Source organism: Mesorhizobium sp. M0016 (genome assembly GCF_040324035.1).
Lineage (GTDB): Bacteria > Pseudomonadota > Alphaproteobacteria > Rhizobiales > Rhizobiaceae > Mesorhizobium.
Genome location: NZ_JAMYVM010000004.1, coordinates 265,001 through 287,122 on the forward strand (window position 1 = coordinate 265,001; position 22,122 = coordinate 287,122).

20 protein-coding genes (1 of these 20 running past the window's edge) are annotated in these 22,122 nt (G+C 63.9%); 6 read left to right on the top strand and 14 right to left on the bottom strand.

Features of this window, described 5'->3' with window-relative positions:
- Positions 1 to 748, top strand: the final stretch of a protein-coding gene (locus NKJ88_RS08585; RefSeq protein ID WP_352443924.1) for a M23 family metallopeptidase. 1,223 nt of this gene lie to the left of the window's left edge; 748 of the gene's 1,971 nt are visible here — the last part of the coding sequence; its start codon lies off the left edge, out of view; it ends in the stop codon at positions 746 to 748.
- 173 nt (positions 749 to 921) lie between these two features.
- On the opposite strand, the gene NKJ88_RS08590 is transcribed toward NKJ88_RS08585, so the two are convergent.
- The 9 genes from NKJ88_RS08590 to NKJ88_RS08630 all read right to left on the bottom strand — a co-directional run bounded on the left by NKJ88_RS08590 (position 922) and on the right by NKJ88_RS08630 (position 14,503).
- Positions 922 to 2,481: an MFS transporter gene (locus NKJ88_RS08590; protein WP_352443925.1), complete on the bottom strand. Its 1,560-nt coding sequence runs from the start codon at positions 2,479 to 2,481 to the stop codon at positions 922 to 924.
- Positions 2,482 to 2,583: 102 nt separating this feature from the next.
- Positions 2,584 to 4,101, bottom strand: coding sequence for a L,D-transpeptidase family protein (locus tag NKJ88_RS08595; RefSeq protein ID WP_352443926.1), 1,518 nt, complete (start codon positions 4,099 to 4,101; stop codon positions 2,584 to 2,586).
- A 292-nt stretch (positions 4,102 to 4,393) separates the two neighbouring features.
- Positions 4,394 to 4,750, bottom strand: a complete 357-nt coding sequence (locus tag NKJ88_RS08600) for an MmcQ/YjbR family DNA-binding protein (RefSeq protein ID WP_023685771.1) — start codon at positions 4,748 to 4,750, stop codon at positions 4,394 to 4,396.
- Positions 4,751 to 4,821: 71 nt separating this feature from the next.
- Complete coding sequence (clpB, locus tag NKJ88_RS08605; RefSeq protein WP_023672968.1) at positions 4,822 to 7,428, bottom strand: ATP-dependent chaperone ClpB; 2,607 nt, start codon at positions 7,426 to 7,428, stop codon at positions 4,822 to 4,824.
- A gap of 208 nt (positions 7,429 to 7,636) precedes the next feature.
- Complete coding sequence (locus NKJ88_RS08610; protein ID WP_352443927.1) at positions 7,637 to 8,632, bottom strand: DUF4167 domain-containing protein; 996 nt, start codon at positions 8,630 to 8,632, stop codon at positions 7,637 to 7,639.
- A 304-nt stretch (positions 8,633 to 8,936) separates the two neighbouring features.
- Positions 8,937 to 9,815: a peptide chain release factor N(5)-glutamine methyltransferase gene (gene prmC, locus NKJ88_RS08615; protein WP_023727013.1), complete on the bottom strand. Its 879-nt coding sequence runs from the start codon at positions 9,813 to 9,815 to the stop codon at positions 8,937 to 8,939.
- Positions 9,808 to 10,887 carry a peptide chain release factor 1 gene (gene prfA, locus NKJ88_RS08620; protein WP_023727012.1) on the bottom strand — a complete coding sequence of 360 codons (1,080 nt, stop codon included), beginning with the start codon at positions 10,885 to 10,887 and terminating at the stop codon, positions 9,808 to 9,810. The genes prmC and prfA overlap by 8 nt, the downstream gene beginning before the upstream one ends.
- 8 nt (positions 10,888 to 10,895) lie before the next feature.
- Positions 10,896 to 13,166, bottom strand: a complete 2,271-nt coding sequence (ptsP, locus tag NKJ88_RS08625) for a phosphoenolpyruvate--protein phosphotransferase (protein WP_023693992.1) — start codon at positions 13,164 to 13,166, stop codon at positions 10,896 to 10,898.
- Positions 13,167 to 13,249: 83 nt separating this feature from the next.
- Positions 13,250 to 14,503, bottom strand: a complete 1,254-nt coding sequence (locus NKJ88_RS08630; protein ID WP_023672973.1) for an aspartate kinase — start codon at positions 14,501 to 14,503, stop codon at positions 13,250 to 13,252.
- A 245-nt stretch (positions 14,504 to 14,748) separates the two neighbouring features.
- Here NKJ88_RS08630 and NKJ88_RS08635 point away from each other — a divergent pair, with 245 nt between their 5' ends.
- The 4 genes from NKJ88_RS08635 (at position 14,749) to NKJ88_RS08650 (ending at position 18,078) form a co-directional block, all read left to right on the top strand.
- Positions 14,749 to 16,590: a CHASE3 domain-containing protein gene (locus NKJ88_RS08635; RefSeq protein ID WP_023707555.1), complete on the top strand. Its 1,842-nt coding sequence runs from the start codon at positions 14,749 to 14,751 to the stop codon at positions 16,588 to 16,590.
- Complete coding sequence (locus NKJ88_RS08640; protein ID WP_352443928.1) at positions 16,587 to 16,886, top strand: antibiotic biosynthesis monooxygenase family protein; 300 nt, start codon at positions 16,587 to 16,589, stop codon at positions 16,884 to 16,886. Before NKJ88_RS08635 ends, NKJ88_RS08640 begins: the two co-directional genes overlap by 4 nt.
- Before the next feature lie 84 nt (positions 16,887 to 16,970).
- Positions 16,971 to 17,720, top strand: a complete 750-nt coding sequence (gene ubiG / locus NKJ88_RS08645) for a bifunctional 2-polyprenyl-6-hydroxyphenol methylase/3-demethylubiquinol 3-O-methyltransferase UbiG (RefSeq protein WP_352443929.1) — start codon at positions 16,971 to 16,973, stop codon at positions 17,718 to 17,720.
- 25 nt (positions 17,721 to 17,745) lie between these two features.
- Positions 17,746 to 18,078: an MmcQ/YjbR family DNA-binding protein gene (locus tag NKJ88_RS08650; protein ID WP_023685781.1), complete on the top strand. Its 333-nt coding sequence runs from the start codon at positions 17,746 to 17,748 to the stop codon at positions 18,076 to 18,078.
- Between the two features lie 86 nt (positions 18,079 to 18,164).
- On the opposite strand, the gene NKJ88_RS08655 is transcribed toward NKJ88_RS08650, so the two are convergent.
- A complete protein-coding gene (locus tag NKJ88_RS08655) occupies positions 18,165 to 19,055 on the bottom strand; it encodes a DMT family transporter (protein WP_352443930.1) in 891 nt (296 codons plus the stop codon).
- A gap of 101 nt (positions 19,056 to 19,156) precedes the next feature.
- Between NKJ88_RS08655 and NKJ88_RS08660 the strand changes: the two genes are divergently transcribed.
- The gene (locus NKJ88_RS08660; protein WP_023672979.1) at positions 19,157 to 19,642 is read left to right on the top strand and encodes a MarR family winged helix-turn-helix transcriptional regulator; all 486 of its coding nucleotides are present in this window, start codon (positions 19,157 to 19,159) and stop codon (positions 19,640 to 19,642) included.
- A 4-nt stretch (positions 19,643 to 19,646) separates the two neighbouring features.
- Here NKJ88_RS08660 and NKJ88_RS08665 read toward each other — a convergent pair whose 3' ends face one another.
- The 4 genes from NKJ88_RS08665 to NKJ88_RS08680 all read right to left on the bottom strand — a co-directional run bounded on the left by NKJ88_RS08665 (position 19,647) and on the right by NKJ88_RS08680 (position 22,111).
- Positions 19,647 to 20,072 carry a DUF1178 family protein gene (locus tag NKJ88_RS08665; RefSeq protein WP_023672980.1) on the bottom strand — a complete coding sequence of 142 codons (426 nt, stop codon included), beginning with the start codon at positions 20,070 to 20,072 and terminating at the stop codon, positions 19,647 to 19,649.
- Positions 20,069 to 20,935 carry a carbon-nitrogen hydrolase family protein gene (locus NKJ88_RS08670; RefSeq protein ID WP_352443931.1) on the bottom strand — a complete coding sequence of 289 codons (867 nt, stop codon included), beginning with the start codon at positions 20,933 to 20,935 and terminating at the stop codon, positions 20,069 to 20,071. Before NKJ88_RS08670 ends, NKJ88_RS08665 begins: the two co-directional genes overlap by 4 nt.
- Positions 20,936 to 21,021: 86 nt before the next feature.
- Positions 21,022 to 21,303 carry a glutaredoxin 3 gene (gene grxC, locus NKJ88_RS08675; RefSeq protein ID WP_023672982.1) on the bottom strand — a complete coding sequence of 94 codons (282 nt, stop codon included), beginning with the start codon at positions 21,301 to 21,303 and terminating at the stop codon, positions 21,022 to 21,024.
- A gap of 22 nt (positions 21,304 to 21,325) precedes the next feature.
- The gene (locus NKJ88_RS08680; protein ID WP_502904742.1) at positions 21,326 to 22,111 is read right to left on the bottom strand and encodes a ComF family protein; all 786 of its coding nucleotides are present in this window, start codon (positions 22,109 to 22,111) and stop codon (positions 21,326 to 21,328) included.
- Positions 22,112 to 22,122: the final 11 nt, after the last annotated feature.

The following is a 22,122-nucleotide window of genomic DNA, read 5'->3' on the forward strand; positions in this document are numbered from 1 at the left end:
ATTGGTCAAGCTCCTGGCCTCCGGCGTCGACTTCCAGTCCAGGCTCAATCCATCGGACCGCATCGACGTGCTGTTCTCGCAGCCGGACGGCGACGACCAGGCCTCCGACGAATCGGAACTGCTCTATGTCTCGTCGACCTTCGGCGGCCAGACACGCAATTTCTACCGCTTCCAGATGCAGGACGGCTCGACCGACTATTTCGACGAGGACGGATCGAGCGCCGAGCAGTTCCTGCTGCGCAATCCCCTGCCGGCCGGGAAATTCCGCTCCGGCTTCGGCGCCCGCCGGCATCCGATCCTCGGTTATGTCCGCATGCATACCGGCGTCGACTGGGCGGCGCCGATCGGAACGCCGATCATCGCCGCCGGCAACGGCACCATCGAAAAGGCCGGCTGGGCCGGCGGCTACGGCAAACAGATCATCATCCGCCATGCCAATGGCTACGAGACCTCCTACAATCACCAGAGCGCCTTTGCCAAAGGCATCGAACCGGGCGTTCATGTCCGTCAGGGCCAGACCATCGGCTTCCTCGGTCAGACCGGCCTCTCCACCGGTCCGCATCTTCACTACGAGCTGATCGTCAACGGCACCAAGGTCGACCCGATGCGCGTGCGCCTGCCGGTCGGCAAGGTGCTGAAGGGCGACGACCTGGTCGCTTTCAAGCGCGAGCGCGAGCGCATCGATGAACTGCTCAAGCAGGAAGACAGCAATCCGCTGAAGGTCGCGAGCGCCAAGATCGAAGGCTAATGCATGTCGCCCAGAAGTGTGCCGCGGCTCTGGGACAAGGACATGCGTCAAAACGAACACTTAAAGCGCGTCGTATGAATCCGTTTCAGCGCGACGCGCTTTAAGCCGTCACACTCGACGCCGGCGAATCATAATCGCCCCATCAGAGCATTCCGAATCGGGTCGGCTCCGAATCAGGTCGACTGCTCCTCTTCGGCTCGTGACCAAGGCAGCTTTTGCCCCGAAACGGTGGCCCAGGCGATAACAGCGGCAAGCAGGCAAAGCACGGCCGTCACTGTCGACACGGCCGCGAACGCCGCATCGCTGGCGGCGAGCCGTGTTGCATCAAGGTCTGGCGCCAGGCCGGCCAATGCCGGTTCGCCGAATCCCGGAATGCCCGGCCTAGCGCTGGTATCGAGCATCGTCGAATAGACCCAGGCCGCGAGCGAGCCCATCGCCGCCACAGCAATCAGCCCGCCAATGCGCGAAACCGCATTGTTGATGCCGGAAGCGGCGCCGGTATCCTTGTCCTCGACCGCGGTCATGACCGCCGTCGACAGCGGCGACACCACCAGCGCCATGCCGAGCCCCATCACCGCCATCAGCGGAAAGACACCGGTCCAGAAATTGTGCATGCCGGCATGAGTGAGCAAAGCCAGCCCGGCAAAGGCGATGGCGACCACCAGGCAGCCGCTGGCGATCGGAAAACGCGGACCGATGCGATCCGACCACTGGCCGACGAGACCCGACAGCAGCGCGATCGACGCTGACAGCGGCAGGAAGATGAAACCGACCTCTTTGGTGCTCAGCCCCCATCCGGCGATCAACAGCATCGGCAGGTAGAACAGATTGGCCGACAGGGCGAAATACAGGAAGAAGGTGGCGAGGTTGGCGCCGGCAAAGGCGCCGATCCGAAACAGCTTGAGATCGATCATCGGCTCGCGCTGCCGAAGCTCGAAGACGATGAAGATGATAAGCAGCACGGCGCCTGCGGCGATGCTCGGCCCCGACATCAGCCCGCTGCCTTCGGCGCTCATCAAGGTCAGTCCGTAGGCAAGCGCCCCGAAGGCAAGCGTGGCGAGAGCGGCGCCGCCGAGATCGAGGCTTCGCTTCTCCGTCGGCGCGTCGGCGGGAATCTTGGCCAGCAGGAGATAGATCGAGATCAGCCCGAGCGGCAGGTTGACGGCGAAGATCGCCCGCCAGATACCGCCGCCAAAGGCCGACAGAGCGAAGCCGCCGAGCACCGGACCGAGCGCAGTCGTCAGCGCCGAGGCGGCGGCCCAGATGCCGATCGCCCGGCCGCGCTCCTTCTTCGGATAGGCCTTGGCGATGATGGCGAGGCTGCCCGGCACCATGATCGCCGCACCAATGCCCTGAATGGCGCGAAAGGCGATGAGCACCAGCGCATTCGGCGCCACCGCGCAGGCCAGCGAAGCGACGATGAACAGCGCAATGCCGGCAACGAAGGCGCGCCTTAGGCCAAACCGGTCGCCGGCGGCGCCGCCGGCCAGAATCAGCGCCGACAGCGTCAGCGCATAGGCGTTGGAAATCCACTGGACCTCGGCCAGGCTGGCGCCGAGGTCGACGCGCATTGCCGGCATGGCAATGGCCAGGATCGACCCGTCGATGAAGCCGAGCGCTGACGCCAGGATCGCCGCTACCAGCACGAACTTGCGCTGCGACTGCGGGCAAAATGTACCGTTGGAAAGCGACCTGGTCAGGGGAACGGCTGCGGCTTCGCTCGGAGACTTCATGAGCGTCTGCTTAGACTTGTTGCGGGCCGGCAACAACCAGCCAGCACCCTGCGCTCATGAATCCAGCTTTGGATATCGGTCTGCCTTATGGGCAGGCCGATATCACTGCGCTGGAGCGCTCACTTGCTCCGCAACATCATCGGCCGAGGGACCGCCGACGAACTCGACGGTGACGCCCGGCGACACCAGCTTGGCCAGTTCACGCGCATCCCAATTTGTCAGGCGCACGCAGCCATGGCTTTCGGTCTTGCCGATCTTGGAGGGATCGGGCGTGCCGTGAATGCCATAGGTCGGCTTGTCCAGCGCGATCCACACCGAGCCGACCGGGCCGTTCGGACCCGGCGGGATGGTCAGGATCTTGTCGTTCTGGCCCTGCTTGAAATTGATGCTGGGGTTGTAGGTGTAGTTCGGATCGAGCGCGACGCGCGACACCGTATGAGTGCCGGTCGGCGAGGGCGTGTCGGCTGAACCGATGGTGGCCGGATAGGCCGCGACCAGCTTGCCACCGGCGTCATAGGCGAACACCTGCTTCTTGTCCTTGTCGGCGACGATGCGGGCAACCGGCGTCGCCACCAGCCTGCCGAAATTGGCGACCTTGATGATGGTGCCGGGACGGCTGAAGTCGGCCTCGGGATTGAGCCCCTTCAGGTAGTTCTCGTCCATGTGGAACCGTTCGGCCAAGGCTTCGGTGACGGAGGTGTAAGCCATGCGGTCGAGCTGCGCCTTCTGGCTGTAATCCTCCGGTATCGAGGCGACATAAGGCCCGGCCGCGTCTTCGGGCGTGATCGTATAATTGGCGAAAGCATCGCCACCGGTTTGCGCCAGCGCAGCCTGGATGCCGACCGCGTCGGTCGAGCGCAGATTGCTGCCGGTGATCTGGTTATAGGCGGCAAGCGCCTTGTCGACATTGGAGCCGAAGCGCCCGTCGACGACGCCGGGTGAAGCGCCGGCGCGGTCGAGCAGCACCTGCAAGGCGGCTACATCCTGGCGTGCGTCGAGTGAAAGCGAGGGATCGACCACGGTCTTGCCACCGGCTTTCGGCGGCAGCGCGGCCTGGTCGGCGGGCGCCGCCGGTTCGGCGGGATCGATAGAGGCTTCGTTCAGCGGCTGGCGCTTGACGGGCCGCGGTTCAGCGGATTTCGGCGCTTCCGGATAGGTGTCGCTGTCATTGGCATCATCCTGCGGAGCGGCCCCCAGGAATCTGTCGCTTTCAGGATCGTATTCATCAACCGGCGGGCCGGGGATTCGTCCCTGATCGTCCAGTTGCCTGCGGCGGAAACGCGCCATGTCTTCGGGATCGTCGAGATAGTAGCGGTCGTCGTCTTCGACCGGTGCGCGTCCAAGCTCACGTGCCCGCATTTCCCGGCGCAGCGCGCGGCGGTCGAGCCTGGTCTGCGGCGGCTGGATGGCGATGACCTTGCCGGTCTCGGCATCGACGATGACGCGGTTGCCCCTGGCGTCGTAATAGATGTCGAGATTGCCGTCCTGGGCAAGCACAATGCCGCCGCTATCGGCGGCGCGGACGGCCGGCAGTGCGTTGTCCACAGTCGGCGATGCCATGGCGCTGGACGTGAGCAGCCCGGCGGCGAGCACCGAAAAGGCAAGGATCGTGCGGAACATGGTGGTCAAACTCTCCGGTACTTACAGCGCCGCGCGTCCGTTTGGACGCGCAAAGGACGCTGTAACACTTCATGTCTGCGCATGATCCTTTCCGAAAATCGAATTTCGATTTTCGGGGTCATGCGTAATTGCCGCCGCCCGGCAGTGTTCCCACCAGAACGTTCTCGCCACCGTTTGGATGCGCAAGGAACGCCCTGATCGTCAAAAGCCTGCAGGCAAACCCCTTCGCCAGCAAACCACAACATAAGCTTTCCAACATGAACCGGGCATGAAGATGGCGGATTACTGGTTGCTACAGGCCCAATTCCTTGCGCGTCTGCTTCGTCAGCTTGAGGACGACGAGGCGGTGGCTTTCGCCGAGATAGTCCTTCAGCGCATCATCATCCATGCTCTGGCTTGTCTGACGCTGGATCCATTTCATGCCGCGCGAGGCGAGATAGGGCGCCGGCCGGCAGCCGGGCTGATCCTTCAGCACGTCATAAGCCATTTCAGAGCATTTGAAGGTGACGAAGACGCCACCCTCCCGGTCATGGCCGGCGATGGTGAAGACCTTGCCACCGACTTTCCAGACATCGGCCCCGCCCCACTGCACGACATGCGTCGTCTGCGGCAGCGAGGCGCAGAAGCTGTTGTAGTCGTCCAGCGTCATCTGCACCCCCGTCAAAGGATTGTTGTTTCATAAGAAAATGCCGCGCGTCCGGTCGGACGCGCGGCGTTGGATCAGGCTGCCGCGTCGGTCGGCACCACAGTGGGCCTGGACCGGAAATTCAACCGGTCGGAGCCGGCGGTGACCTTGACGGTCGAGCCGTCGAGTATCTCGCCAAGCAGGATTTTTTCCGCCAGCGGATCTTGCAGGTCCTTCTGCATCACCCGCTTCAGCGGCCGCGCGCCATAGGCCGGGTCGTAGCCCTTCGCCGCCAGCCAGTCGATCGAATCCTGGTCGAGCGACAGTGTGATCTTGCGGTCGGCGAGCAGGCTTTCCAGCCGCTTGAGCTGGATCTCGACGATGCGGCCCATATCCTGCCGGCGCAGCCGGTGGAACAGGATCACCTCGTCGACGCGGTTGAGGAACTCCGGCCTGAACGAGGCTCTCACCACGCTCATAACCTCGTCGCGCACGGCATCGACGTCCTGCTCTTCGCCGAGATTGACCAGATATTCGGCGCCGAGGTTCGACGTCATGACGATCAGCGTGTTGCGGAAGTCGACCGTGCGGCCCTGCCCGTCGGTCAGCCGCCCGTCGTCGAGCACCTGCAACAGCACGTTGAAGACATCCGGATGCGCCTTCTCGATCTCGTCGAACAGCACGACCTGATAGGGCCGGCGCCGCACCGCTTCGGTCAGCGCACCGCCTTCCTCATAGCCGACATAACCGGGAGGCGCTCCGATCAGCCGGGCGACCGAGTGCTTCTCCATGTATTCCGACATGTCGATGCGCACCATGGCGCTCTCGTCGTCGAACAGGAAATTGGCCAGCGCCTTGGTCAGTTCGGTCTTGCCGACGCCGGTCGGTCCGAGGAACATGAACGAGCCGATCGGCCGGTTCGGATCCTGCAGCCCGGCCCGGGCACGACGCACGGCCTTGGACACCGCCTGTACCGCTTCGCCCTGGCCGACGACTCGCTTGCCGATCTCGTCTTCCATGCGCAGCAGCTTGTCGCGCTCGCCCTGCAGCATCTTGTCGACCGGAATGCCGGTCCAACGCGACACGATATGGGCGACGTGGTCGGGCGTGACCACCTCTTCGACCATGCCGGCCTTGCCGTCCTGGGCTTCGGCTTCCTTCAGCTTCTTTTCCAGTTCCGGGATCTTGCCATAGGCAAGCTCGCCGGCGCGCTGGAATTCACCCTTGCGCTGGGCAATGGCGAGGTCGTTGCGGGCCGCGTCGAGCTGCTTCTTGAGGTCAGCGGCGAGGCCAAGCTTCTGCTTCTCCGACTGCCATTTGGCGGTGATCTCGGTCGATTCCTCCTCGAGGCCGACGAGTTCCTTTTCGAGACGCGCGAGCCGGTCCTTTGACGCCTCGTCCTTCTCGACCTTCAGTGCCTCGCGCTCGATCTTGAGCTGCATGATGCGGCGATCGATTTCGTCCAGCGCCTCGGGCTTGGAATCGACCTGCATCCTCAGCCGCGACGCGGCTTCGTCGACAAGGTCGATCGCCTTGTCCGGCAGGAAACGGTCGGCGATGTAGCGGTTGGACAAGGTCGCCGCCGCGACCAGCGCCGAATCCGAGATGCGCACCTTGTGGTGCTGCTCGTACTTCTCCTTCAGGCCACGCAGGATCGACACGGTATCTTCCACCGACGGCTCGTTGACGAAGACCGGCTGGAACCGGCGGGCAAGGGCCGCGTCCTTCTCGACATGCTTCCTGTATTCATCGAGCGTGGTCGCGCCGACGCAGTGCAGTTCGCCGCGCGCCAGCGCCGGCTTCAACAGGTTCGAAGCGTCCATGGCGCCATCGGCCTTGCCGGCGCCGACCAGCGTGTGCATCTCGTCGATGAACAGGATGATGCCGCCGGCCGCCGAGGTGACTTCGTTGAGCACGGCCTTCAGCCGCTCCTCGAACTCGCCGCGATATTTGGCGCCGGCAATCAGCGCGCCCATGTCGAGCGCCATCAACTGCTTGTCCTTCAGCGATTCGGGCACGTCGCCATTGACGATGCGCAGCGCCAGACCTTCGGCGATCGCCGTTTTGCCGACGCCCGGCTCGCCGATCAGCACCGGGTTGTTCTTGGTACGCCGCGACAGCACCTGGATGGTGCGGCGGATCTCGTCGTCACGGCCAATCACAGGGTCGAGCTTGCCGGCGCGGGCATCGGCGGTGAGGTCGCGCGCGTATTTCTTCAGCGCGTCATAGCCCTGCTCGGCGCTCGCCGAATCGGCGGTACGGCCCTTGCGGACGTCGTTGATCACCTGGTTCAGCGCCTGCGCTGTGACGCCGGCCTTGGACAGGATATCGGCCGTCTTGGCCGACTTCTCCATCGCCAGCGCCTGCAGCAGCCGCTCGACCGTGACAAAACTGTCGCCGGCTTTCTTGGCCAATTCCTCGGCGGTCGAAAACACCTTGGCCAGCGGCTGCGCCAGATAAAGCTGGCCGTTGCCGCCTTCCACCTTGGGCATGGCCTCAAGGGCGGTCTCGACGCCAAGCTTGACGTCGCGCACGTTGCCGCCGGCGCGCTCGATCAGCGAGGCGGCCAGCCCCTCGTCGTCATCGACGAGGACCTTCAGCATATGTTCGGGAGTGAATTGCTGGTGATTGCGCGAGAGCGCCATGGTCTGGGCGGACTGAATGAATCCGCGGACGCGCTCGGAGTATTTCTCGAGGTTCATATCTGTCTCCTTCCATCACCGGCCCGCTTTGCGGCACCGGATCAGATTGCGGTGACGGACCCGCTCATCCGAGCCGGGTCCAGTTCACGCCAGATATGGGGCGCAAGCCATTGCCGCTCAAGACGTCCGGCTGATGATATTGCATGGCCGAGCAAACGAAAACGGCGGAGATTTCTCTCCGCCGTTTCATCGACTTATGTCTTGTGGGTCAGTTGTTGGCGTCGACGGCGGACGGGTCGCCGGCAGGGCTTTCGGCCGGCGCCGCATCAACCACGTCAACAGCGGCAGCGGTCTCGCCGGCGCCATCCACCACCTGGCCACCACCAGACTGTTCGTCACCGACCTGATCGGCATTGTTGCGCGGACGGCGCGGACGCCGCGGGCGACGGGCAGCGCCGCTCTCGGCGGCTGCCTCATTGAGTTCGGCCCGGGCGGCAAGAGCCGCCGGCGACAGGTTTTCGTACAGCGGCGCCGACTCGGAGAAACCGCTCTCGGCTTCGGGCTCAACCGCGGAAACGGTTTCCGCCTGTGCCGGGGTTTCGGTGAAGCGCTGCTGGTCGCCGCGCTGGCCGTTCTGCTCGCCACGCTGGGCAAAGTCGCCACGCTGGTCGTTCTGGCCATAGCCGCCATTGGGGCGGCGGTCACGGTTGCGGCCATTGTTGTCGCGGCCGTTGTTGTTGCGGCCATTATTGTCACGGCCATTATTGTCACGGCCACTGTTGTTCTCGCGGCCGTTTTCCTGGCCGTATGCGAGCTCGGCCGGCGTGCCCTCAATCGTCGGCTGCGGACCGTTGCCGTGGTTGGCCATCGGCGCTTGAGTCTCGCCGCCATTGCCGCTGCCGGCATTGTCAAAATCGTCGCGATCTTCATCGTCGTCGAATTCGTCGCGGTTCTGCGGGGCATTCTGGATCGGCATCTGCGCCTGTGCGGCGGCAATGATGCGGTTGTAGTGCTCGGCGTGCTGGAGGTAATTTTCCGCCATAACCCGGTCGCCGGAGCTTTGCGCATCACGGGCCAGAGTGGCGTATTTTTCGGCGATCTGCTGAGCCGATCCACGGATTTTCACGTCCGGGCCGTTGCTCTCGTAGTTGCGCGTCAGGGGATTTGGGCCCTTGCGGTTGTTATTGTTGTTATTGTTGTTGCCACCGCCGCCGCCATTGTTGTTGCGACCGCGCATGCGCCTGTTCTGCTGTTGTGGCCTCATAAGACTCTCTTCATTTTGAAATTTTCGAAAAACGTTTCGCGAACGGAGGCGCTCATGCAGCCAGCCGTTTCGTTTCTTCACCGGCGTTCGCCCGCATCAATTGCGTTGGCGCCACGTGTCATCCTGTTCCGGTTACATCACTTGCCGGACGATTCCCGCACGAAGCTTGGGCGTCGTTTGCGCAAGAAGGCAGCTATTTCCAAGGAAAACCGAATCGCTAAGAGCACTGCCTGCTTCGTCTCATCCGGTTAGGGCGGACCCTAGCCGCATTCCCCGGCATTGCCAAGCGCTTTTTTGCACTGCGTCAAGGCTTTCCCTGTTCAAACATAAGAACCCTGTCGTTTCCGCCAAGATCGACAAATGCCCCGGCCAGCCTGTAGCCGGCTGCCGCGAATATGTCTTTGACCTCATTGCGCTGCGTGTGGCCGATCTCGACCGCTATCTTGCCTTCTGCTTCCAGAAACTTTGCCGCCTCGGCGGCGATGATCCTGTAGGGGCCAAGACCGTCCACACCGCCATCAAGGGCTCTGTGCGGATCGAAATCGCGGACCTCGTCCTGCAGATTTCCAATGTCTCTAGACGATATATAGGGAGGGTTTGCGGCAATTACATGGTATCGGCCCGAAACTTTTTCGAACCAGTCAGACTGCAGCCCCACGAACCGGCCGGCGAGTCCGAGTTGCTCGGCATTGCGTATCGCGGTTGCCAGCGCGTCTTGTGAAATATCGACCCCGGTGGCGGTCGCGGCCGGAACCGCGCTGAGCAGCGCCAGCGCAATCGCGCCGGTACCGGTGCCGAGATCGAGGATACGGCATTCCCCCAGCCTTTCGGCCGTCGCGCCGGCAAAAGGGAAGACCGCCTCGACCAGCGTTTCGGTGTCCGGCCGCGGCTCCAGCGTTTCCGGCGACAGCGACAGCCGCAGGCCGTAAAACTCGCGAAACCCGAGGATGCGGTGCACCGGTTCGCCGGCCATGCGGCGCTGCAGAGCAGCGTCGATTGCGGCAACCGCACCCGCATCGACCGTCCGCTGCGGGTCGGCGATCGCCTGCGTACGGTCCGTGCCGGAAAAATGTTCGACGATCAGCCTGGCATCCAGCGCCGGGTCGGAAAGGCCGGCCGCGGCAAGCCGCTCCCGCGCCACCCGCAACAACGGCCCGAGCGCGCCGGGCAACATGTCAGCCATCGAGGCCAATATCGGCGAGCAGCTTCGACTGATGGTCGGCAATCAGCGCATTGATGACCTCATCGAGCTCGCCCATCATCACCCGGTCGAGCTTGTAGAGCGTCAGGTTGATACGATGGTCGGTAAGGCGGCCCTGCGGGAAATTGTAGGTGCGGATGCGCTCCGAACGGTCGCCCGAACCAACCTGCGATTTGCGTGACTCCGAGCGCTCCTCGTCCGCCTTGCTGCGCTCGAGGTCGTAAAGCCGCGCACGCAGAATCTGCATGGCTTTCGCCCGGTTCTGATGCTGCGACTTCTCCGCCTGCACCACCATGATACCGGTCGGCAAATGGGTGATGCGCACGGCCGAATCGGTGGTGTTGACGTGCTGGCCACCCGAACCCGAGGCGCGCATCGTGTCGATGCGGATGTCTTCGGCGCGGATGTCGATGTCGACCTCTTCGGCTTCCGGCAGAACGGCCACCGTCGCCGCCGAGGTGTGGATGCGCCCGCTGGCCTCGGTCGCCGGCACGCGCTGCACGCGGTGCACGCCGGATTCGAATTTCAGATGGGCAAAGACGCCCCTACCGGAAATGGTGGCGATGATTTCCTTGAAGCCGCCGGCATCGCCGTCGCTGGCCGACACCGTCTCGAAGCGCCAGCCGCGTTCGGCGGCATAGCGCTCATACATGCGAAACAGGTCGCCGGCGAACAATGCCGCCTCATCGCCGCCGGTGCCGGCGCGGATTTCAAGGATGGCGTTCTTGTCGTCGGCCGCATCCTTGGGCAACAGCAGGATCTGGATGTCCTTTTGCAGCTGTTCGATACGCTCTTCGACGCCGGGCAAATCTGCCTCCGCCAGGGCCCGCATCTCGGCATCGGTGCCCTTGTCGGCAAGCATCGCCTCGAGGTCGGCTTGCTCGCGCTCGACTGAGCGCAGTTCCCTGACCTTGGCCACCATGTCCTGCAACTCGGCATATTCGGAGGCCATCTTCACATAGGCATCGGCCGTCGGGCCGGCCGACATCTGCGCTTCGAGCATCTCGAAGCGCTTGACGACCTGATCCATACGCTCGCGGGGAAGATTGACCATGGCTAATGCTATAGCGGGATGGAGCGGTCGTCGGCAAAGGCCTGCAGCAGCGCCCGCATCGGCAGCCCTTGAGCCGGCGCCATCAGATTGTCGGCAAAGAAAGCCTCCAATTCCTCCAATGGCAGTTCGGTTAGCATCGCCTTTACCGGGCCGATCGAGGCTGGAGACATCGAGATCGAGCGGTAGCCAAGGCCGATCAGCGCCATGGCGGAAATGGGTTTTCCGGCAAGCTCGCCGCACAGCGTCACCGGCGTGTGGTTGCGAACCCCGGCGTCGGCGATCTGCTTCAGAACCCGCAGGAAAGGCGTCGAAAGCGTGTCGAAGCGGTCGGAGAGCTGCGTGTTCCCCCGATCGACCGCCATGACGAACTGGAACAGGTCGTTGGAGCCGACCGAGACGAAATCGACCGCCTTCATCAACTCGTCGAGCTGGAACAGCAGCGACGGCACTTCCAGCATGGCGCCCACCTTGAGGCTGGTCGGCAGATGGTGGGCAAAGCGGGAGAGATGCCGCACTTCGCGGTCGATGATCTCGCGCGCCTGGGCGATTTCGCCGAGTTCGGTAACCATCGGCAGCATCAGCTTCAGTTCGCGCCCGCCGCAGGCCTTCAGCAGAGCGCGGATCTGGGTCCTGAGCAGACCCGGCCGGTCGAGCGTCAGCCGAATCGCGCGCCAGCCGAGCGCAGGGTTTTCTTCCTGGATGGCGCCCTTGAAGTAGGGCAGCACCTTGTCGCCGCCGATGTCGATGGTGCGGAAGGTGACCGGCTTGCCGCGCGCCGCGTCCAGCACGTCGCGGTAGAGCCGCTCCTGCGCCTCGGCACGCGGGAAGGTCGAGGCGACCATGAACTGCAATTCGGTGCGGAACAGGCCGATGCCGGCGGCACCCGCCTCGGCCAGCTGAGGCAGGTCGACGGCCAGGCCCGCATTCATCAGCAGGTCGACCTGGACGCCGTCCTTGGTCACCGACGGCTTCTTGCGCAGTTCCCGGTAGACTTCCTGCCGGCGCGCCCGGAAGCGCACTTTTTCGGCATAGGCAGCTTCGAGGTCGGGCTGCGGCCGCAGATGGATGGTGCCTTCCTCGCCGTCGACGATGATGGCATCGCCGTTTTCCGCCATGGAAACGGCGCCCTTCATCTGGCCGGCGACCGGAATGCCCATGGCGCGCGCTACGATGACGACATGGCTGGTGGCAGCGCCGTCTTCCAGCACCACGCCGCGCAGCTTGTCCCTGGGATAATCAAGCAGTTCGGCCGCGCCCATCGAGCGCGCGACCAGGATGGCATCCTTCGGCAGTGACGCCGCGACGTCGTCAGGCCCGCGCCCCATCAGCTGGCGCAGCAGCCGGTTGGCGAGATCGTCGAAGTCGCTCATCCTCTCGCGCAAATAAGGATCGGTCATGTGCAGCATGCGGGCGCGCATGTCGCTTTGGACCTTTTCCACCGCCGCTTCCGCTGTCAGGCCGTTGCGGATCGCCTCTTCCAGCCGGCGCACCCAGCCGCGGTCGTTGGCAAACATGCGATACGCTTCGAGCACCTCGCGATGTTCGCCCTCGAAGGCGACATCGCGCCGCTCCAGCATGTCGTCGATAGAAAGCCTGAGCGAACCGAGCGACGTCTCCAGCCGGCGCACCTCTTCCTCACTGTCCTCGTTGAACAGATTGGTGACGACGATGCGTGGCTCATGCAGCACGACATGGCCGAGGCCGACGCCCTCGTTGAAGGACAGGCCGGTAAAGCTGACGGGACGGCGCAGGTCGAGTTCGAGGCCGGGCCGGGTCAGGCGAGCGAGATCGCCGGTGGCGATCATCTCGGCGATCACCATGGCGGTCGTTTCCAGCGCCTCGACCTCGTCGTCGCGGTAGTGGCGCATGGTCTTGTTCTGCACCACCAGCACGCCCAGCGTGCGCCCTGCCCTGAGTACGGGCACGCCGAGGAAGGAATTGTAGATCTCTTCGCCCGTCTCCGGCAGGTAGGCGAAGGCCGGATGTTCCTGCGCATTTGAGAGGTTGAGCGGCCGCGCGCTCGCGGCAATGGTGCCGACGAGGCCCTGCCCCAGCCGCAGCTGCGCCAAATGGACGGCGTTCGGGTTCAGACCTTCGGTGGCATAGAGTTCGAGCACCGAATCGGCGCGCAGCACATAGAGCGAGCAGACCTCGGCGACCATGTTGGAGGCGATGTCGCGCACGATCCGGTCGAGCCGCTCCTGCGGCTCCAGCGGCTCCTGCATGAGCTCGCGGAGCCGTTTCAGCAGAACGCGCGGGCCACTGGCCGTATCACGCATCGCGGCTTCTTCTCCAATGGGCATTTTGCCCGCCGCAGTTTCCACTGCGACCGGCGCACACGCAACAACTCAAATCGCTCTCGCTACTGCTTATCCAGACCGTACACGGAATGCAAAGTACGAACCGCGAGTTCCGTGTAGGGACCGTCGATCAGTATCGAAATCTTGATCTCGGAGGTAGTGATGGCGCGGATGTTGATCGCCTTGTCGGCCAGCGCCTTGAAAGCGGTGGCGGCCACACCGGCATGGCTGCGCATGCCGATGCCGATGACCGAAACCTTCGACATGCCGGCTTCCGACTGCACCACGTCATAGCCGATCGAAGCCTTCAGACGCTCCAGCACGGCCAGCGCCTTGTCCACGTCGCCGGACGGCACGGTGAAGGTCATGTCGGTGAACTTGCCGTCCTCTGAGATGTTCTGGACGATCATGTCGACATTGATGTTGGCCTCGGCCAGCGGGCCGAAAATGCCGGCGGCAACGCCCGGGCGGTCGCCGACGCGGCGCAGAGAAATCTGCGCTTCGTCCTTGGCGTAGGCAATTCCGGTGACGACCTGCTGTTCCACGATCTCTTCCTCGTCGCAAATAAGCGTTCCCGGAGGATTGAGCAAATCCCCCATTCCGGGCGCATCGGGATCGTCGAAGGACGACCGCACGAACGTACGCACCCTGTGCACCATGGCAAGCTCGACCGAGCGCACCTGCAAGACCTTGGCGCCGAGCGAGGCCATTTCGAGCATTTCCTCGAACGAAATCTTGTTGAGCCGCCGCGCCTTCGGCTCGATGCGCGGATCGGTGGTGTAGACGCCGTCGACATCGGTGTAGATGTCGCAGCGGTCGGCCTTGACCGCCGCGGCAATGGCCACCGCGCTTGTGTCGGAGCCGCCGCGGCCGAGCGTGGCGATGCGGTTGTCCGGGCCGATGCCCTGGAAGCCGGCGACGACAGCCACCTGGCCCTCGCCGAAGCGCTTGATCAGGAACGCGCCGTCAATTTCGAGGATGCGCGCCGCGCCATGCGCGTTGTCGGTCTTGATCGGGATCTGCCAGCCCTGCCAGGAGCGGGCATGGACGCCCATATTCTGCAGTGTGATCGCCAGCAGGCCGGCAGTCACCTGCTCGCCCGAGGCGACCACGGCGTCATACTCGCGCGCGTCGTGCATGGGCGAGGCTTCGCGCGTCCAGCCAACCAGTTCATTGGTCTTGCCCGCCATCGCCGAAACCACGACAGCGACCTCATGGCCGGCATCGACCTCGCGTTTGACGTGACGCGCCACATTGCGGATGCGGGCGATGTCGGCGACGGAGGTTCCGCCGAATTTCATCACGATGCGCGCCATGGAAGCGAAATGCCTTTGACTGAAGCCGGCCCAGGACCGAAAGGGGAAGTAAGCGCTCGACAGAAGCCGGCCGCTGAATGCGCGCCTCCTTAGCCAAATGATCACGGTTTCGCAAGGCTGGCGGCGGATGCCGGCTTCAGGATCGCGGCATATTGCGTTCGGCCCCGCCGCCGCTTACCAAATGCTGCCCGCGGGAAACTCCTTTTGGTCCGGCATATCGAATGATTGTTCGCCTTCGACGCGCCATGCGGTGGCAATCGCTGCCGCTGTTCATCGGCTTCGCCGTGCTGGCGTTGATCGTCGGCACACGCGCCGTGCTGGTCGAGACCCAGAGAGCCAATCGTGAGGCCGCGCGCGAGGCGGTCGAGTATCAGGAATTGCTTTCCGGTTTGCTTGCGATGGCTCAGGAGGCCGAGACCAGCCAGCGCGGCTATCTCCTGACCGGCGAGAAATCCTACCTCCAGCCTTATCGGCAGGCGGTCGACGCCATTCCGGGCCAGCTTGCCCGCATCCACGGCATGACCGCGCCGGACGACGAACTCGTGCAGCAGATCAACCACGTCAAGGACGCGCTTTCACAAAACCAGGCCGAATTGGCTGAGACGATTGCACTCTACGATCGCGGCGATGCGGCAAAAGCTCTGGAACTGGTCCGCAGCGGCCAGGGCAAGGCCGCCATGGACCAGATCCGGGCCAGCATGGACACGATCCGGCGCATTGGCGGCGCAGCCATCGCCGCGCGCGACGCTCATACCGACCGGGTCGAAAACTGGCTGCGAATCGGCTCGATAGCGGCGCTGCTGGCGATCTTCCTGCTTGGCGCCTACACGGTTCGCCTTTCGCGCCGCCGGTTCCGCGCAGTGGCGATCGCCCAGGAAGAGCTGATGCGCAAGAACATCGAGCTCGGCAACGAAATCCAGACGCGTGAAAAGGCCGAATCGCAGATCCGCCAGATGCAGAAGATGGAGGCTGTGGGCCAGCTGACCGGCGGTATCGCCCACGATTTCAACAACATGCTGGCGGTGATCATCAGCGCCATGAACCTCGCCCAGCGCAAGCTGACGCGGGGCGAGCACGACATCATGAAATTCATCGAAGCGGCGACCGATGCGGCGACCCGGGCCGCAAACTTGACGTCACGGCTGCTTGCCTTCTCGCGCCAGCAGCCGCTCGCGCCTCAGGTTGTAGACGCCAATCGTCTGGTCGCCGGCATGTCGGACCTGCTTCGGCGGGCGCTCGGCGAAACCATCCGCATCGAAACCGTGCTGGCTGGCGGCCTGTGGAAGACCCATGCCGATCCGAGCCAGCTCGAAAATGCCATTCTCAACCTGGCGGTCAATGCGCGCGACGCCATGGGCGAGGACGGCAAGATGACCATCGAGACCGCCAACAGCCACCTCGACGAGGGCTACGCCGCCACCCATGCCGAGGTCAAAGCCGGCCAGTATGTGATGATCGCGGTCAGCGACACCGGCGCCGGCATGCCGGCGGACGTCATGGAGCGGGCTTTCGAGCCGTTTTTCACCACCAAGCCGGTCGACAAGGGCACCGGCCTCGGGCTGAGCCAAGTGTTCGGCTTCGTCAAACAGTCCGGCGGACACGTCAAGATTTACTCGGAACCCGGCCAAGGCACCACGATCAGGATCTACCTGCCGCGCTTCTTCGGCCCGGAAGAGGCCGCCATATCTTCGGAACGAGCCGGAAATCCTGCCGTGCCGGTCACCGAAACCATCCTTGTCGTGGAGGACGATCCACGCGTGCGGGCTTCCACCACGGATGCCATGCGCGAACTCGGCTACACCGTCATTCATGCCGCAAGCGGCCAGGAAGCGCTGGAAAAGCTGGGCGACAACCCTGGTGTGGCGCTCATGTTCACCGATATCGTCATGCCGGTGATGAATGGCCGCAAGCTCGCCGAGGAGGCGCTGGCGCGCATGCCGAAGCTGAAGGTGATCTTCACCACCGGCTTCACCAGGAACGCCGTCGTCCACAATGGCGTGCTCGACCATGACGTGCATTTCCTGGCCAAGCCCTTCACCATCGAGCAGCTGGCGGCGAAATTGCGCGACGTGCTGGACGCAAGATGACCGAGGCCCTGGAAATCGTCACCTTTCGCCTCAAACCTGGAGCGGAAGCGGGCTTTGCCGCCGCCAACAACCTGGTCGCCGACTGGCTGGCGCGGCAACCTGGTTTCGTAAACCGCTGCCTGGCGCGGCGGGACGATGGCGGATGGGTCGATGTGGTGCGCTGGCGAAGTCGCGAGCAGGCTCTCGCCGCCGCAGGCCGGATCATGGCCGAGATCGGCGATTGCGAAGCGATGCGGGCCATCGATCCCGCAAGTGTTGCGATGGAACATGCGGCGATTGTGATCTCGAGGCCATAGGTCGACTAGCCAGCAGTCGCAAAAACCGGCCTTGACTTTCTTGCCCCGGCACCCGACTTCCTAGCGTCCGAGGAGACCCGCCCCATGCCAGAGGCCCGACGATCGACAATCGATGCCGGAGAAGTGGAACGCTTTTCCGCGCTTGCCGCCGAATGGTGGAACCCGAACGGCAAATTCCGTCCGCTGCACAAATTCAACCCGGTCCGGCTGGCCTATATCCGGGACCAGGTGGCGGCGCGCTTCGGCCGCGATCCGCGGGCGGCGCGGCCGTTCGAAGGCCTGCGTTTCCTCGATATCGGCTGCGGCGGTGGATTGTTGTGCGAGCCGATGGCAAGGCTTGGCGCCGAAGTGGTCGGCGCCGACGCCTCGGCAACCAACATCGAGGTGGCGAAGCTGCACGCGGCCGAAGGCGGCGTGACGGTGGATTATCGCGCTACGACCGCTGAGGATTTGGCCGATTTCGGCGAGAAATTCGACGTCGTCCTCAACATGGAAGTCGTCGAGCATGTTGCCGATGTCGACCTGTTCATCGGCAAGTGCGGCGAGATGGTCAAGCCCGGCGGCATCATGTTCGTCGCCACCATCAACCGCACGCTGAAGGCACTGGGCCTGGCCATCATCGGCGCCGAATATGTGCTGCGCTGGCTGCCGCGCGGCACCCACCAGTTCGGCAAGCTGGTGCGGCCCGAAGAGCTTGAAAAGGCGCTCGGCAGCGCCGCCATGACCATCATCGACCGCACCGGCGTGACCTACAATCCTCTCGCCGACCGCTGGGCACGCTCCAAGGACATGGACGTCAACTATATGGTGCTGGCGGAAAAACGATCGGTCTGAACGAAAGGGGGCGGCCGTGGACACTATGAGGGCCCGAGAGCTGGCGCTCGATCTTCCCGAAACGGTCGAGCAATCGCATTTCGGCAAGGCTGACTTCCGCGTCCGCAACCGTATCTTCGTCTCGCTGCCCGAAGCCGACCGTGCTGTCGTCAAGCTCGACCGCGACCAGCAAGAGATGATGGCCGCGGCTGAGCCATCGGTTTTCAGGCCCGTGACAGGCGGCTGGGGCCAAAAGGGATGGACGTCGATCATGCTCGAAGCCTGCGACGAACAGACATTCCGCAGCGCCGTTCGGACGGCCTGGCGAAACGTCGCCCCGCCGGCGCTACGGAAGCGCCTCGACGCGAGCCAAATTTAAGCTTGAGCAGTTCGAGCAAAGTGTGAAGCGGTTTTCCCGGGAAAGCGCATAGCGCTTTGCCTAGGGAATTGCGTAAACCAAAGACCCTATGCCTTCTGGCTCTGCGCCTTGGTGGTGATGATCACGCCGATGGTGATGATCACCGCGCCGGCCCAGGTCAGCAACTGGTAGTGCTCGCCGAGGAAGATGGTTCCGGCAAACAGGCCGACGGCCGCCGCCACATAGCCGATCTGGCTGAGATAGACCGGACCGCCCACGGCCTGCAGCCGGAAGAAGAAGGCAAACATCGCCGAGGCCGAAGCGACTTGCGCCACGACAACCAGCGGCACGGCCCTGAGCGGGGCGAAAGCGCCGACGCCGAACAGCGCGAGAATGCCGATCAGCAGCAGCGTCGCCGAGGCCAGGTGGCTGCCGACGGCCAGTTCGATCGGACCGGTGCCTTCGGGCCAGTCGACGGTGCGATAGATATTGCCGGCGGCAAGGCTGACCGGGATCAAAAGTCCGACCAGCACCCAGTAGACATCGGCCGGCTGGCCGGCCTCGCCGCGCGTCACCGCCACCATGATGGCGCCGATGAAGCCGACGGCGATACCGATACTGCCGAGCGTATTTGGCCGTCGAACGCCGAGCAGGATCGAAAACACCAGTGTGATGACCGGCGACAGCGTGAACATGATGCCGGTATAGCCGGCGCCGAGATGCGGGATAGCCGAAAACATCAGCAGATTGGGCACGGCGTAGGACACGGCGGCGGTGATGAAGAAATAGCGCAGTCTGTGCGAGGTGAGCCGCATGCGCTCGCCGTTCGCGAGCAACGCGCACAGCAGCACGCCCCCGGCGCCGAACGAGATGACGAAGGCCCAGACCATGGCCGGAACGCCGGCAGCCGTCGCCAGCTTGCCGAACGGCAGGGTCAGGCCGAGCAGGCCGCCGGTGACGACCAGCAGGCCAAGCGCCGATTCCCAGAGAAATTTCATCGGATGGTCCCGTCACTCACTTGCGGCACTGGGTCGAAACTGTATCTTTAGGTAGCATACCACAAAGATTCTTAACGTCAAGATACTTAGCGGTGAGACAGATGGATCGCGCGGCAAAGGCGGTGGAGCAATGGAAGCGGGAACGGCCGGACCTGGAGGTGTCGCCGATGCTGGTGCTTGGGCGGCTGAACGAAGCCTCTTCGCTAATCGCCCGCGAGCGCCTCGCCCCGCTGTTTGCCCGTTTCGGACTGCAGGCCGGCGAATTCGATGTGCTGGCGACGCTGCGCCGCTCCGGCCAGCCTTACGCGCTGACACCGACCGCTCTCTACGAGGCGACGATGGTGACCTCCGGCGCCATGACCAACCGGCTCGACCGGCTTGAGAAGGCCGGACTGATCCTGCGCGGCCCGCACCCCAACGACCGGCGTGGCATTGTCGTGCAACTGACCGAAAAAGGTCTGGCCTTGATCGACGAAGCCCTGACCGCCCACGTCGCCAACGAGCATGAAATCCTCGCCGGGCTCACCGGCACGGAGCGGGGGGCACTGGCTCAGTTGCTTGGCAAATTGATCGATAGCGCCAGCTGATCGCTCAATTGCGCTCCTCGGGAAAACTCGGGATCGGCATGAAATCGATGCCATCCTCGGCCAAGCTCTTGGCTTCGTCCAACGTCGCCTCGCCATAGATGCCGCGCGCATCGCTCTCGCCGAAATGGATCTTGCGCGCTTCTTCGGCAAACTTGTCGCCGACATAGTCGGCATTCTCGCGCACCTTCTCGGCCATCGCCTTCAGTTGCGCCAAAGCCTGCTTCTGGGTTTCGCCCATGGCCAGCGCAATTGTTTCCTGCTTCCGCGCGGTGGAGACGGCTGGCGCCATCAGCGCCTTTTGCACCTTGTGCGAGCCGCAGCTCGGGCAATCGACGAAGCCGCGCTTCTTCTGCGTGTCGAAATCGTCATTGCTGCGAAACCAGCCCTCGAATTCGTGCTCGTGCTCGCAGATCAGGGCAAAGCGGATCACGAAGCCGCGCCCCTGAGCCGCGGCGCTTCCACTGCGCCGGCATTGACGGCAAAATCGCGCGCATTCCTAAGGTTGGGGATTTTCTTACGCGCGGCCCACGACTGCGCCGTGTCGATCTCGGCGATGATCACCTCCGGATCGTCATGGTCGGCCTCGGCGAGAATTCGACCCCATGGGTCGACGATCAGCGAATGGCCATAGGTTTCGCGGCCATCCTCATGCAGGCCACCTTGTGCTGCAGCAACCACATAGGCGCCGTTCTCGATGGCACGGGCTCGCAGCAGCACATGCCAGTGCGCCTCGCCGGTCTGGCGGGTGAAGGCGGCAGGCACCGACAAGAGGTCGGCGCCGGCCATCGCCTCGGCGCGGAACAGCTGTGGAAAGCGTAGATCGTAGCAGACGGCAAAGCCGAGCCTAGCGCCGTCGATCTCGGTGACGACAGCCTCGGTGCCCGGCTCATAGGCGGCGGATTCGCGCCAGCTCTCGCCATTGTCGAGGTCGACATCGAACATGTGGATCTTGTCGTAGGTGGCAAGGGTGGCGCCGTCCGGCCCAAACAGCAGCGCCCGGTTGGCGAGCTTGCCGTCGGTGCGCAGGATGGCGGTCGAGCCGATGTGCAGGAAGACGCCGAGTTCGCTGGCGAGCTTGCGCGCGGCCGCCACGACGATGTCCTTGTCTTCCGAGGTGAAGGAAGCAGCCCTGGCTTCCTTGTCGCGGATCAGCGCACCGGTCATTTCCGGGGTCTGGATGTAGGTTGCACCGAGGCCTGCCGCTTCGCGCACCAGCCGTTCGAGATCGACCGCGTTGCGCTCGGGGCTCTCGCCCGAACGCATCTGGATCGCCGCCGCCTTGAAAATACCCATCGTCACGTCCTCTTTGAGCAATTCCAGGAAAAGTGTGTAACGGTTTTCCGTCCGGAATTGCGTAAAAACAAAGACATAGAGCGGCGCTACGAACCGCTCTTTGTCGTCGAGCCGTTGGCAAGCAGCCTATCCAGCTGCCCCCGTGCCTCCAACTCGTGGAGGTCGTCGGAGCCGCCGACATGCGTGTCGCCGATGAAAATCTGCGGAAAGGTCGAGCGGCCATGCGCCCGCGAAATCATTTCCTGGCGCAATTCCGGCGAAAACGAAGCGTCATGCTCGGTGTAGGCGACGCCCTTGCGGTCGAGCAACCGCTTGGCCGCTGCGCAATAGCCGCACATCATACGGGTGTAGATCGTCACATCGAGCATCGGTCCGTGCCTTTCCTCGACCTTATATAGTCGCGGACTCGTCGGCCCGAAAGTCCCCCGGCAGGACACGCGCAAAGGTCAGCACATCGACCGCTCCGGCGCCGCCCTTCTTCAGCGCCCTGGCGACCGAGCGCACGGTAGCGCCGGTGGTGTAGACATCGTCGACCAGAAGCACGCGGCGCCCAGTGATCTCGATTTCGGCTTCCGCAGGCACACGGAAGGCGGCGCGCACATTGTCCTCGCGCTCCTGCCGCTCCAGCCCGACCTGCTGGCGCGTGAGCTTGACGCGCCGGACCGCCGAGGGCGAGAAAGGCAGCCCGCTAAGCTGCGCAACCGCCCTTGCCAACTCCGCCGACTGGTTGAACTGCCGCCGAAAGAAGCGCCGCCAGTGCAGCGGCACCGGTACGACGACATCGGCGTCTGCAATTACCTCAGCGCCGGCGCGCAGCATCCAGCGCGCCATCCACGGCGCCAGATCGGTGCGATCCTGGTATTTCAGACCTTGCACCATCTGGCGGGCGACACCTGAATAGGCCACGGCCGCCCGCGCCCGCTCGAACGGCGGCGTATCGGCGATCGCCTCGGCCGACAGGAATCCCTCGCCCATATCGTGCGTGAATGGCGTGCCCATCACCGCGCACCATGGCCGCTCCAGCAGCCTGAGTTTCGGCCAGCAGGCACCGCACAAAACACCGGGTTGCGAGACGTGCCTGCGACAGCCGGCACAGACCGGCGGGAACAGCATCCGCGCCGGCCAGTCCAACATGGCCAGTTTCAACATGGTTTGAGCGAGGCTCTTGATCTCCATCACCGGATCGG